Annotated in this window: 14 protein-coding genes and 1 pseudogene; all 15 read left to right on the top strand. The window is 56.5% G+C overall.

Annotated features, from left to right (window positions below):
- Positions 1 to 45: 45 nt before the first annotated feature.
- The 15 genes and pseudogenes from ACILSL_RS17535 (at position 46) to ACILSL_RS17605 (ending at position 11,990) form a co-directional block, all read left to right on the top strand.
- A complete protein-coding gene (locus ACILSL_RS17535) occupies positions 46 to 207 on the top strand; it encodes a hypothetical protein (RefSeq protein ID WP_395733355.1) in 162 nt (53 codons plus the stop codon).
- Between the two features lie 6 nt (positions 208 to 213).
- Positions 214 to 429: a hypothetical protein gene (locus tag ACILSL_RS17540; RefSeq protein WP_395733356.1), complete on the top strand. Its 216-nt coding sequence runs from the start codon at positions 214 to 216 to the stop codon at positions 427 to 429.
- 96 nt (positions 430 to 525) lie between these two features.
- Complete coding sequence (locus ACILSL_RS17545) at positions 526 to 1,083, top strand: hypothetical protein (protein ID WP_395733357.1); 558 nt, start codon at positions 526 to 528, stop codon at positions 1,081 to 1,083.
- On the top strand, positions 1,080 to 1,895 hold the full coding sequence (locus ACILSL_RS17550; protein WP_395733358.1) for a RecB family exonuclease: 816 nt from the start codon (positions 1,080 to 1,082) through the stop codon (positions 1,893 to 1,895). Before ACILSL_RS17545 ends, ACILSL_RS17550 begins: the two co-directional genes overlap by 4 nt.
- A gap of 21 nt (positions 1,896 to 1,916) precedes the next feature.
- Positions 1,917 to 2,279 carry a hypothetical protein gene (locus tag ACILSL_RS17555; protein ID WP_395733359.1) on the top strand — a complete coding sequence of 121 codons (363 nt, stop codon included), beginning with the start codon at positions 1,917 to 1,919 and terminating at the stop codon, positions 2,277 to 2,279.
- A 16-nt stretch (positions 2,280 to 2,295) separates the two neighbouring features.
- Positions 2,296 to 2,661 carry a hypothetical protein gene (locus ACILSL_RS17560; protein WP_395733360.1) on the top strand — a complete coding sequence of 122 codons (366 nt, stop codon included), beginning with the start codon at positions 2,296 to 2,298 and terminating at the stop codon, positions 2,659 to 2,661.
- Between the two features lie 109 nt (positions 2,662 to 2,770).
- Positions 2,771 to 2,968, top strand: a pseudogene (locus ACILSL_RS17565) (DNA polymerase III subunit beta); the annotation flags it as partial.
- 141 nt (positions 2,969 to 3,109) lie between these two features.
- Positions 3,110 to 4,207 (top strand): DNA polymerase III subunit beta, encoded by a 1,098-nt coding sequence (locus ACILSL_RS17570; RefSeq protein WP_395733411.1) that lies wholly within the window; start codon positions 3,110 to 3,112, stop codon positions 4,205 to 4,207.
- 66 nt (positions 4,208 to 4,273) lie between these two features.
- Positions 4,274 to 4,456, top strand: a complete 183-nt coding sequence (locus ACILSL_RS17575) for a hypothetical protein (RefSeq protein WP_395733361.1) — start codon at positions 4,274 to 4,276, stop codon at positions 4,454 to 4,456.
- 29 nt (positions 4,457 to 4,485) lie between these two features.
- Positions 4,486 to 5,262 (top strand): DUF932 domain-containing protein, encoded by a 777-nt coding sequence (locus ACILSL_RS17580; protein WP_395733362.1) that lies wholly within the window; start codon positions 4,486 to 4,488, stop codon positions 5,260 to 5,262.
- A gap of 556 nt (positions 5,263 to 5,818) precedes the next feature.
- Positions 5,819 to 7,039: a Rid family hydrolase gene (locus ACILSL_RS17585; RefSeq protein WP_395733363.1), complete on the top strand. Its 1,221-nt coding sequence runs from the start codon at positions 5,819 to 5,821 to the stop codon at positions 7,037 to 7,039.
- A 9-nt stretch (positions 7,040 to 7,048) separates the two neighbouring features.
- Positions 7,049 to 8,629 (top strand): DUF1553 domain-containing protein, encoded by a 1,581-nt coding sequence (locus ACILSL_RS17590; protein ID WP_395733364.1) that lies wholly within the window; start codon positions 7,049 to 7,051, stop codon positions 8,627 to 8,629.
- A 20-nt stretch (positions 8,630 to 8,649) separates the two neighbouring features.
- Complete coding sequence (locus ACILSL_RS17595; RefSeq protein ID WP_395733365.1) at positions 8,650 to 10,041, top strand: DUF1501 domain-containing protein; 1,392 nt, start codon at positions 8,650 to 8,652, stop codon at positions 10,039 to 10,041.
- A 13-nt stretch (positions 10,042 to 10,054) separates the two neighbouring features.
- Positions 10,055 to 11,803, top strand: coding sequence for a hypothetical protein (locus ACILSL_RS17600; RefSeq protein WP_395733366.1), 1,749 nt, complete (start codon positions 10,055 to 10,057; stop codon positions 11,801 to 11,803).
- Positions 11,748 to 11,990, top strand: a complete 243-nt coding sequence (locus ACILSL_RS17605; protein WP_395733367.1) for a hypothetical protein — start codon at positions 11,748 to 11,750, stop codon at positions 11,988 to 11,990. The genes ACILSL_RS17600 and ACILSL_RS17605 overlap by 56 nt, the downstream gene beginning before the upstream one ends.
- The last annotated feature ends 5 nt before the right edge of the window (positions 11,991 to 11,995 follow it).

Here is an 11,995-nt window from a genome sequence, read left to right on the forward strand (position 1 = left end):
ATGATGAACAGGAAGCATCGCCTTCTTGGAAATCATACACCCTCAATGAAAACCGCCATCGTCACCCTCTACGTCATCGCATTCATTCAATTCCTCGGAACCATCGCCGGCTTCGCCATCTCATTCGACGTTCTGAAAAGCGCGTTTAATGAAGCTGGCAAAAGCATCATCGAAATCAGTGACCAGCGATACGTCCGGAAACAATGATCCGCCATGTCCAGACCGAAACACTACAGCCCGCAAATCAGCAGGTTCCTCGTGTCCGTCCTGTATCACGAGGCACAGAACAGAAAGATCCCCATGACCAAACTCACGGACGATCTGCTGCTCAATGCCCTTCGTGGTTCCCCAGGATGGATCACAGCGACGACCCTGCGTTCAGCGGACATCACCCTCCCACCACGTTCTGAGCTGTTAAACGCAGCCTAGAGCTCAAACAGCACCCAAACCCACGCATCAAGCCAGGCCATCAACGGTCTGGCTTTTTTCGTGCCTTCATCCCAACACCACCACACACACAACACCATGGCCATCAGACTCAGCGCCAACTACAGCAAGAAGCTCGGACTCCCACAATACAGCAGTCACAGCTTTTCTGCATCCGTCGAAGTCGAACTCACCGACATCAGCCAGGTCGAATCCGAATTGCAGAGGCTTTATCAGCTCCTGCAGCACTCGGTCGATCAGGAAATCCAAGAACCCGGTTACGTCCCAACGACCAATGACCGTCCCAACAACAATGGAAACGGTCATCAGCAACAGAATGGACGCACCTACCAGATCAACGGTAACGGTCGTCAGCACAGCAACGGACAGAACCAGCAGCAACCAAGAGCTGTCGGTGATCAGTGGCAGTGCACGGACGGTCAGAAGGGGTTCATCCTTCGCATCGTCAACGAGAACCTCAGCATCACCAAACAAGTGGCCGAAGATCTGTCCCAGCAGCTCTTCGGTATCGGCGTTAAACAGCTCAACAAGATGCAGGCTTCCCAGCTCATCGAAGATCTGCTCGTGAAGGCCGGTAAACCCGCACCTCGCCAAACCCGCTGGCAACAACAACCCACCAATCACCAAGCAGCATGAACACCATCGCTGACGCTCCACCCAAAGAGCCCAGCGAGAAAGACATCATTCGGTCATTGCAGAACACAGTTTCGGCCTCTCGGCTGTCATTGTTTCTGCAATGCCGACTGAAGTTTTATTTTCGCTACGTGCTCAAGCTCAAGAAACCAAAGACACCCTCGCTCCACGTTGGCAATTCGGTTCACTCCGCGTTGAAGGCATGGAACAAAGCACGATGGCTCAATAAACCGCTCTCGCTGAAGGAACTCCACGATGAGTTCTCAAAAGCATGGGCGGACGACACCGAAGGTCTCGTCAAATGGGAACTCGGTGAAGAAGACGAAGAGCGAACAACAGGCTGGCGACTTCTTGACACCTACATCAGGCAAAGTGCTTCGATGGCACAAACCAAGCCTGACGCAGTAGAAGTGTCCATTGAAGCTGATCTCAGCCACCATGGGCTCCCACGCCTTATCGGCATTCTCGATCTGGTCCAACAAGGCGCCATCATCGACTTCAAAACCAGTTCCTCGACACCCAACCCCTCATCCGTCGAGCACCTCCACGAAACCCAGACCAGCAGCTACGCCATCCTTTACCGCCACAACACAGGCAAAAAGGAAACCGGCATCCAGCTGCATCACCTGGTCAAGCTTAAGAACCCCAAGCTCTGCATCACCGACCTTCCTCCCATGACCCAACAACAGGAACACCGCCTGTTTCACCTCATGGACAACTACTACGAGGATCTGGGTCGCACCGAGTTTTATCCATCACCCAGCTTCGCCTGCATGGGGTGTGAATTCTTCGGTGAATGCAGACGGTGGCATTAAAACCCTCAACCCCAGTACATCATGAAACATCTCATCCTCCTCATCTGCCTGCTCACGCCGTTAACCACGGTTAAGGCGGGTTGGTTCTCCAAAGACCCTGATCCTCTCGATGAAGCCAAAGAGAAGATCACGCACCTGGAAACCCAATTGTCCGCACAGTCCATCACGCTCAATCGCTGGCAGATCACCTCCGGCGCCCTGGGCATTGGCTGTCTCACCCTCCTCATCATCGGAACCGCCCTCGGAGCCAAAACCCGCCACCACTATGAATCAACACGAAGACTGGGACGAACCCCAACATCCACACCACCTCTCAATGGCCGCAAACCCACAATCTTGGGCAAAACGGCTGAAGACAATGTGCATTCCACATTGGCGGCCTGAACCGCTGCCTTCTCCCGTGGTCGATCATGAACTCCCTCACCTCACCGGTATCGAAAGATCGGCTGAAGTGTTGCGGTTCATGATCAGCAGGCTGGAATACGCTCTGTCTCCCTTGGGAAACCTGAGGGAATTCATCAAGCTCAACTTCCGTCTGTCCATTTGCATCGCTATTCCGGTGCTGATGGTTGCTCCACTGGTCACCATGGCCATCACTCAGTTCAAGGCCTGGATTGCCCTTCTGACGGACACATTCAGCAGCTTCGTTCTGTTTCCGCTCTCCGTGGTTCTCAGCATCCTCTTGGTCTGCGGCATGATTTACATCGGTCGGTCCATCCTTGAGATGCGAATGCGAACCCAACGCCGTGATCCCTACGGTTACTGATCCCGAGCTTGTGTAAAAGTTTTCACAAGCTCTCAACCCCACCCATCAAGCCCATGTGTCCGTAACCGGCGCATGGGCTTTTTGCGTTCAACCCACAACCCCAAGCACCATGCAACCCATCGCCCTGCCAATAGCGGAGCTCAAATCCGCCCTCTCAGGAATTGGTAAAGTGATCAATACCCGAGCCACCTTGCCAGTTCTGCATCACGTCAAAGTGGAGCGAACGTCTGATGGTTGGATTGCCCTTACCGGCACCGACCTTGACCGCTTCATCACCGTTCGTTTTGAGCATCCAGCCGAAGGCACGCCGACTGCTGTTCTCATCCCATATGACCAGCTTCTTCAGCTCACCAAAAACTGTGGTCGCAACGAAAACCTCATCATCGACCAAGCTCCCAACGGAGCCGTCATCAAATTCGCCCTGGCTGACAGTCTTGGTGAACAGAAAGTGAAACACATCCCAATGGATGAGTTTCCCGTCACGCCACGCATTAAAACGGAAGCCATCGTGCTGCCGCCAGAGATTCGTCGATCCATTCACGAAGCCTTGGAATGCGCTAGCACGGACGAAACCCGTTACGTCCTCAATGGCACCTTCATCGACACCAGCAATCCGAAAGCCAACTACATTGTGGGCACTGACGGAAAGCACCTTTATAGCGCAAATTCATTCTCGTTGCCGCTCAAGAACTCCGTCATCATCCCGAATCACAAATTCTTGGGATGGAAGGAATTCAACAATGACGGTGAGTGGCAGATTAAGGTCGATGAGAAGACGCTGCAGATCTCCAGCCGACGTTGGAGGTTCGTCAGCAAGCAGATCGAAGGCAATTATCCCAACTGGCGGCAAACGATACCCAATCCAGACACCGCAAAGACCCACATCACCCTCGACCCGGCCAAACTGGAAGTGCTCATCAAGCTCATTCAGCGCATGCCTTGTCATGATGCGGAGAAGTTCCAGACCATCGGCTTATCAGTCCATGGCGGTCAATTCCTGCTCCTTGGGAAAGACCATCTCAACGAGCCATGGACGCGAGTTCCAGTCTCTGACGCCAAAGCCGAAGGCCCTGAAGTCACTGTGTTCCTGAGCCGTCGTTTCGTCATCAAAGCACTGCAATACGGGCTCAACACCATCAGCCTCATCTCATTTGTCTCACCCCTGCGATTCCACAACAAGGGCCGGCAAATGATAGTTATGCCGCTGAGGCCTGATGCAGAAAACACCCCGCCATATCAACCACAACCCGCACCTGCGAACAGTCCTCCATCACGGCCTGTTCCAACACCAGCACCATACACACCCAAACCCATGATCACAAGTCCCACATCCGAAGGACCAGCACCCTCAAACGAACCGAAAAACGCCGTGGAGGAAGCCATCGACATGACCTTGCTCATTCGTGACAAGTTCAACGAAGGATTCAACCTGCTGCGCGATCTGTCCGTGAAGCTGAAAACCATCAACCGGGATCAGAAAGCCAGTGCACGCGAAATGCAGTCCGTCCGATCCACGCTTCGCTCCATCCAAGGGCTGAAGATCTAAACCATCCCCAACGACAAAACCCAAGCCCATGTCCTTCTTTTTTGAGGGGCATGGGCTTTTCGTTTCATGAAGCGCATCTCGTCCATCGTCTTCGACAGGCACGAGAAACTGAAGCGAGCCACCATCATCACTCCACTCGGCACCATCAAAGTCGAATGGAGGAATGGCTACTGGACATCCTCTGATGATCTCGCGGCCAAACAGCTCGCAGTTCCTGTCATCCAAAGAATCGAGCGTCTCTTTTCCTGACGCTTTCAACCCCAAACCCAAACACCACCATGATTGCAAACCTCGACCCAGAATCACCGCCTCCGTCCATCCGCAAAGCACCAAACCTCATCCTGCATTGCGGAGCAAACAACGTGGAGCTGGATGAAGTGCGTAAAGTCAGGACACCACGCTCAACAAATAGCTGGTGCCCGATTCCTCACCATCAGCTCATCAGCCAAGTCCAAAACACCCTCAAGACCACCAACCTGCGTATAGGCAATCAGGCACACTCTCTGTCGCATGAGGGCCAGCGATATTTTGGCCTCATGGAAGTGCATGCCCAGAAATCTAATGACGATTACGCTTGGATTTTGGGACTCCGGAACTCGCATGACAAACGATTTCCCGCCGGCATTGTCGCTGGTGCTTCCGTAACCGTCTGCGACAACCTCAGCTTTGTGGGCGAGATCAAGTTCGCTCGAAAACATACCCGGTTCATCAATCGTGACCTGCCGCAATTGGTGTCACGGTCGATTGGTCAGCTCCTGGCGAAATGGCACTCGATGGACAAACGCATCGCTGCCTACAAAGAAGCAGAGATCACTGACATCGAAGCCCATGACCTGCTCATACGCTCTGTTGACATCGGCGTGTGCTCTAACCGTTTGATCCCTGATGTTCTTCATGAATGGCGTGAGCCAAAACATGACGCATTCGAAGGGAGGAACGTCTGGTCACTTTTTAATGCCTACACAGAAAGCCTCAAAGGCAACCTGGCGGAGCTGCCCAAGCGCACAGAAGCCCTCCATGGACTGCTTGATACGCATGTTGGACTGAGCGCGTGAAAGGGGAGGGATTCGATTTATTCGGGTCCCTTTTCTTTAGCTGGGAATCTCTTTTTTCCAGGTATTTATTCGCCTTGGTGATGGTGGGATAGGTAGGCGTGCCGGTGCCGGGGCAGATGGTTTTGTGGCGGGTTCCGTAGCGACAGCGGTAGGGTCGACGGCATGAGAAGCGGCACCACGGCGGTGATGGTAGCTAGCGAGGAGAGAAGAAGTTGCAGGTGTGACGCACAAATGTGCCGATGCTGTGCCGGGCTGCGATGATTTTGCCGCAGAGAATGGGGCAATAGGCGCATACAGAAGGCCAACATACGCACGGGTGGTTATACGTTAAAGTTGCAACAAGAATACTACTTCAAATATTTCGGAGCTGCATTCATGACCAACCTGAACTCAAAATCCATCTGGAGGCGCTGTTATGTCATCAACGGTTTCAACTTCAACGGAAACCCCGATCTGCTACCACCTTGCGCCTGACCGGAGATTGCTGGATGCGAAGTGCTCGGTGCAAAGCTGTCAGCACCGCCACCCTGGCACAGGTGCGTCCACCACGCCGGACATGCCGCCGTGTCTGATGGGGGTCCAGCACCACACCGTGATCCAGGTCGGTGAAGTGAAGCGACTCGCCATCATGGTGACGCCTCAGTGTGGCGGTGAATTCAAAGATGAAGCCTGGGAGGCGCTGGCGACGATCCGCGCCATCCTGCGGCAGCAAAATGAACCGATGGAGGTGACGATGCAGACGGTGTTCCTTCGTGATCGAGACGACGTGCCTATGGCGGAGTTGCTCTTTGCTGCATGTTATGGCGACAAGATGCCTTTGACGCTCTTTGTCGTTCAGCCTCCATGCGAGGGGCGTGGCATCGCCATCGAAGCGTGGGCGGTGGGCACACGTCATGCACAGGTGGCCTATCACAGTGAGCATCTGGTGACAGTGGATTACGATGGCATGCGCTGGATTTACGCCTCGGGCGGCTCTCTGCACCGCGAGGGTCGCACGGCCTATGAGCAGTCATTGGAGGTGTTTGAGAGCATGCAGCGTGCTCTGGCGAAGGGCGGCGCGTCATTTGAAGACGTGGTGCGCGTGTGGCTCTATCAGGGCAGCATCACGGAGGAGGTGCATGGGGTGGAGCGCTACCGTGAATTGAATCGTGCCCGCACGGATTTCTTCGCGAACATACCCTTCGACAAGCGACCCTTGCCCTCGCCCCACAACGGCCATGCCATCTACCCGGCCAGCACGGGCATCGGCACGCGCTGCCATGGCCTCATCACCGCCTGCATGGCGCTGCAAAGCAAGCGTGATGACGTGTCGCTGCTGGGGCTTGAGAATCCGCTGCAAATCTCCGCTTTTGATTACCCAAAAGAGTACTCCGTCAAGAGTCCAAAATTTGCCCGAGCGATGGCCGTGCGTGTCGGCAATCATCTGACGACGTGGGTCTCCGGAACGGCCAGCATTGTGAACGCTGAGACGGTTCATAAGGGGGATGCGATGAAGCAGACGGAGCAGACACTCACCAACATCGAGAAGCTCATCGCACCGGAAAACTTCGCCCGTCACGGATGGGCAGACGCTGGAGCCACGCTGGCAGACCTGGCCAAAATTCACGTCTATGTGAAGCATCCTGAGGACTTTGATAAAGTACGCCAGGTCTGCGAGCGCCGCCTGGGGCGTCTGCCAACCATTTATGCGGTGGCGGATGTGTGCCGCCCGGACCTGCTCGTCGAAATCGAGGGAGTAGCCTTCTCCTCCATCCGCCAGCCCAACCCTCTGACCTGATGATGTGCTATGAAAACCATCCTACTCCTGTGGGCACTGACGGTCAGCACACTTTCGGCTGATGAGCGTGGCGTTTATGAATTAGGACCACCCGTGCCGCAATCCGGCGCGAGTCTCAAGCCTCACGAACGCGTGGACGAGCTGGTTTTCAGTCGCCAAGACGAACTGGGCATCAAACGCGCGAATCTTTGCTCAGATGCCGTGTTTGTGAGGCGTGCATTTCTGGCTGTGATCGGCACGCTGCCAACGGAGGCAGAGACGCGGGGCTTTGTGACCACGAAGGAGTCTGATAAACGTGCGAAACTCATCGAGATCCTCATCCAGCGGCCCGAATTCACGGATTTCTGGGCGATGAAGTGGGGTGATGTGCTGCGCGTGAAAGCGGAGTTTCCCATCAAGCTTTGGCCAAACGCGGTGCAGGCCTACCATCGCTGGATTCACACGAGCGTGCGTGAAAACAAGCCTCTGCACATTTTCACGCGGCAACTATTGCTCGCAAATGGCAGCAACTTCCGCGAGGGCGAGGTGAATTTTTACCGCGCCATGCAGGATCGCAGCCCGCAGGGTGCTGCGGCGACGGTGGCGCTGACCTTCATGGGTGAGCGTGCCGACAAATGGCCGAAAAAGAAGCTGGACGCGATGGCAGGATTCTTTGCACAAGTGGCCTACAAATCGACGGCGGAATGGAAGGAGGAGATCGTCTATTTCGACCCTACAGCGGACAAAGAAGGCATCACGAAGAACGCCATTTTCCCGGATGGAACGCCAGCAGGCATCAAGACGGGACTGGACGATCCGCGATTAGTTTTTTGCGAGTGGCTGCTGCAACCGTCCAACCCTTGGTTCAGCCGGAGCATGGCGAACCGCATCTGGTCTTGGCTGATGGGACGTGGCATCGTGCATGAGCCGGATGACTTCCGCGTGGACAATCCGCCGTCGAATCCCGCGCTTCTGGCCTTTTTGGAAAAAGAGTTTGCAGCCTCGAAGTGCGACATGCGGCATCTCTTCCGCGTCATTCTCAATTCGCAAACCTTCCAGCTTTCCTCGATTCCCGCGCAGGATACGCCGGAGGCTGCAGCGCAGTTTGCACATTACCCCATGCGGCGGCTGGAGGCGGAGGTACTTGTTGATGCGCTGAATCAGGTCACCGCGACGAAGGAAACCTACAGCAGCCCGATCCCCGAGCCGTTTACGTTCATACCGGAGAACGTACGCGGAATCGCTCTCGCGGACGGCAGCATCACGAGCACGTTTTTGGAACTGTTTGGCCGCCCGCCGCGTGACACCGGCTTTGAGTCCGAACGCAATCTGAGCACGAGCCCCGCGCAGCGTCTGCATCTGCTGAACTCCAGCCATGTGCTCGGCAAAATACAGGCATGCCCGCTGGTTGCTGATGCGGATGCCGGAGACCACGATCTGAACAAGCTGGCGGACAAGATTTATCTCACACTGCTCTCGCGTGCACCCACGGCAAATGAGATCGCGGCGCTGAAAGCGCACATGACCTCCAGCTACTCCAGCGGGCGGGAACTGGCCGCCGACATCGTGTGGGCGCTGATCAATCAGCCCGAATTCTATTTCAATCACTGAACCTCAACTCAACTCATCCCATGAACTCCTTCCTGCCCCCCAATGAGGTGGCACGCGATGTCGTGCGCCTCACCCAAAACATGGGCGGCATCCCCTTCTCGCGCCGCGAGGCACTGCGCCGCTGCGTCTATGGTTCCGCCGGGCTTTTGCTGATGGAGCCTTTCAGGATTAACGCCGCGCCGCGTGCTGCCGCCATCGCCAAGGAGGGCAAGGCGAAGTCGGTCATCCAAATTTGGCTGTGGGGCGGCCCCTGCCACATCGACACCTTTGACCCGAAGCCGGAGGCAGGACGCGACTACACCGGCGCGCTGGATCAAACGCTCGAAACAAACGTCAGTGGTATGCGCATCGGCCAGTTGCTGCCGCAGCTCGCGAAGAACGCGGACAAGTACTCGCTCATCCGCAGCATGACGCATGGGAACAACGGACACGAAACCGCCGCCTATCTAGTGCAGACTGGCCGCTCGTCGGAGCGTGATGTGTTCCCCGGTCTCGGCGCAGTCGTGTCATATTTCAAAGGCTACGACGCGGGCTACAAGGGCCTCATTCCGCCGTACGTCGTGCTCACAGAGCCGCAGGGCCGCTTCTCCGAGGCTGGATTCCTTGGCCCACGCTACAAGCCCTTCGCCACGGGTGGCGATCCCGCGCGTCAGCCATTCGCTGTCGAAGGAATCGTCACGCCCGGCATCACGGAGGAGCATCAAAAAGAACGGCGCAAACTTCTCGGAAGTCTCAACACTCTGGGTGGCGTCCTGCCCGGCAATGCGACGCTGAAAACCGTCGTTGATTCCGAACAGCAGGCCTATGAACTCATTCTGGGCGACGCTGGCAAACTCTTCGATCTCAGCCAAGAGAAGGAGGAGATGCGCGAGCGCTATGGTCGCAATACGTTTGGTCAGTCCTGCCTCATGGCACGGCGTCTCGTTGAAAAAGGCGTGCCATTCATCACCATCAACTACAAAGGTTGGGACACGCACAAGCAGCACTTCCAGATCATGAACCGCAAGCTGCCGGAACTCGATCAAGGCCTCGCCGCACTGCTGGCAGACCTCGCCGAGCATGGGTTGCTCGAAAGCACTGTCGTGTGGTGTACGGGCGAGTTTGGCCGCACGCCGAAAGTGGCCACCGAGTCGCCGTGGAACGGTGGCAGGCATCATTTTGGCAAAGTTTTCTCCAGCCTGCTCGCAGGCGGCGGATTCAAAGGCGGCCAGGTGCTCGGCAAATCCAACGCCACTGGCGAGGAGGTCGCGGAGCGGCCTGTGTATCCGGCGGATGTCATCGGCAGCATCTACGGTCAGCTCGGCATCCCAGCGGAGGCACCGCTACCACATCCACAAGGCACACCAACTTTCGTTGTGCCTGGCAAGGAAGAGAAAGTGCCCATGGGCGGGCTGTTGACGGAACTCATTTAACTACTGCCACACCATGAAACTCAATGCTCACTTTCCCCGCCTCTACGGGCTCGCCGCCATGGTTGGTATGGCGATCTCTGCTCAGGCGCAACCCGCGCCGCGCATTGGTTTTGTGTATCCTGCGGGCGGGCAGATCAGCACCAGCTTTGAGGTCATCATCGGCGGGCAATATCTCGATGAAGAATCGCAGGTCATCGTCTCCGGCGAGGGCATCACGGCTAAAGTGCTCGAACACGACAAAATTCCGGCGGCTCAAGTCGTGGATGACTACCGGGACCGCCTGCGCGAGGTGCAGGGCAAGTTCCGCGAAATGAAACGCGGCGACAAACTGCCCGCCGACCAAGTTCTGGCCACCATCCGTCGCTTGTTACGCGAGGCCGACCTCACGGAAAAAAACCTGCGCCTCATGGCCGAGTATGACCGCCGCCGCAACGATCCGAAGCAGCAGCTTAACAACCAGATCGGCGAAAGCGTGCGTGTGAAGATCACCGTGGCCGAGGTAGCCACGCCGGGAATCCGTCATCTGCGCGTGCACACACCCTCCGGCCTCAGCAATCCGATGCGTTTCGTCGTCGGCCAGCTTCCCGAAGCCCGTGAGGCCGAGCCTCCGCCCGAGTTCGACCTGGAGCACTATCGCGGTGGTATGGATGCCGTGAAGCAGCAGAAACTCGTTACCCCGCCAGTTTCACTGCCCGTCACGCTCAATGGCCGCATCATGCCCGGCGAGGTGGATGAGTTCACCTTCAAAGCAAACAAGGACCAGCGAGTCGTGCTCGCTATGCATGCACGCAGTTTGATTCCGTATTTGGCGGATGCGGTGCCTGGCTGGTTTCAGTCCATCGTTTCACTGCACAATGAAGAAGGCTACGAGGTGGCCTATTCGGACGGTTACCGCTTCGATCCCGATCCCGTGCTCTTCTATAAAATTCCGGCGGATGGGCTTTATCACATCCGCGTGCATGACTCGATCTATCGCGGGCGCGACGATTTCGTCTATCGCATCACCGTGGGTGAACTGCCCTTCCTCACCGGTATTTCACCACTCGGCGCGACCGCAGGGGAAAAGATCGAGATCACCTTCCAGGGCGGCAATCTTGGCACCGAGTTCAAGCAGAAGTATGAAGCGCCTGCGCAGGCAGGCATCACGCTGCTGCATGCCACGGTTGGCGGATTGCGCTCGAACTCGATTCCTTTCCACATCGACACCGTGTCGCAGGAGTGTGAGCGTGAGCCCAATGCTGGGCTTGGTTCCGCGCAGGAACTGAAACCGCCCGTCATCGTCAATGGACGCATCGAGACGACCGGCGACGCGGATTTCTACCACGTCAAAGGCCGGGGGAATCACGAAATGATCTTCGAGATCTTCGCTCGCCGTCTCGGTTCGCCCGTGGATGCCAGCCTCACGGTCTTTGACAACGACGGCAACCAGATCGCCTTCAACGACGACCATGAAGACCTCGCCTCTGGGCTCACCACGCACCATGCCGACTCACGCATCAGTGTGAAGCTCCCGGCTGACGGCCAGGCCTTTGTGCGCGTGACCGACACGCAGAGTCAGAGCGGCATCACCAACGCCTACCAGCTCAAAGTGCATGTGGCGGAGCCGTCATTCTCGCTGCGTGTCACGCCATCCTCACTCAATACGAGACCGGGCGGCAGCGCGAAGCTCACCGTGCATGCGCTGCGCAGCGGTCAAAAATGCCGTCGTGCCTGCCGACAAGGACGTGGCCGACATCGCCATTACCGTGCCCTCCGCTGGTGAAACCGAAAAGCCTGTCACCCTCATGCTGGAAGGTATCGCTGAGGATGGCAGCAAAACGATCACCGCCGAGGCCGTTCCAGCCGAGGACATGATGCAGGCATTTATCTACCGCCACTTGGTGCCAGTTGATGCTTTGCTCGTCTATGTGCGCACACCGCCGCCACCGCCTGTCAAAATCACGCCTTAGTTTTA

The sequence above is a fragment of the Prosthecobacter sp. genome (genome assembly GCF_044222345.1).
Classification (GTDB): Bacteria; Verrucomicrobiota; Verrucomicrobiia; order Verrucomicrobiales; family Verrucomicrobiaceae; genus Prosthecobacter.

Excerpts from the sequence above, each read along its gene's own strand:
- ACILSL_RS17535 (WP_395733355.1), top strand. The coding sequence starts at position 46 with ATGAAAACCGCCATCGTCACCCTCTACGTCATCGCATTCATTCAATTC.
- ACILSL_RS17540 (WP_395733356.1), top strand. The coding sequence starts at position 214 with ATGTCCAGACCGAAACACTACAGCCCGCAAATCAGCAGGTTCCTCGTG.
- ACILSL_RS17545 (WP_395733357.1), top strand. The coding sequence starts at position 526 with ATGGCCATCAGACTCAGCGCCAACTACAGCAAGAAGCTCGGACTCCCA.
- ACILSL_RS17550 (WP_395733358.1), top strand. The coding sequence starts at position 1,080 with ATGAACACCATCGCTGACGCTCCACCCAAAGAGCCCAGCGAGAAAGAC.
- ACILSL_RS17555 (WP_395733359.1), top strand. The coding sequence starts at position 1,917 with ATGAAACATCTCATCCTCCTCATCTGCCTGCTCACGCCGTTAACCACG.
- ACILSL_RS17575 (WP_395733361.1), top strand. The coding sequence starts at position 4,274 with ATGAAGCGCATCTCGTCCATCGTCTTCGACAGGCACGAGAAACTGAAG.
- ACILSL_RS17580 (WP_395733362.1), top strand. The coding sequence starts at position 4,486 with ATGATTGCAAACCTCGACCCAGAATCACCGCCTCCGTCCATCCGCAAA.
- ACILSL_RS17585 (WP_395733363.1), top strand. The coding sequence starts at position 5,819 with ATGCCGCCGTGTCTGATGGGGGTCCAGCACCACACCGTGATCCAGGTC.
- ACILSL_RS17590 (WP_395733364.1), top strand. The coding sequence starts at position 7,049 with ATGAAAACCATCCTACTCCTGTGGGCACTGACGGTCAGCACACTTTCG.
- ACILSL_RS17595 (WP_395733365.1), top strand. The coding sequence starts at position 8,650 with ATGAACTCCTTCCTGCCCCCCAATGAGGTGGCACGCGATGTCGTGCGC.
- ACILSL_RS17600 (WP_395733366.1), top strand. The coding sequence starts at position 10,055 with ATGAAACTCAATGCTCACTTTCCCCGCCTCTACGGGCTCGCCGCCATG.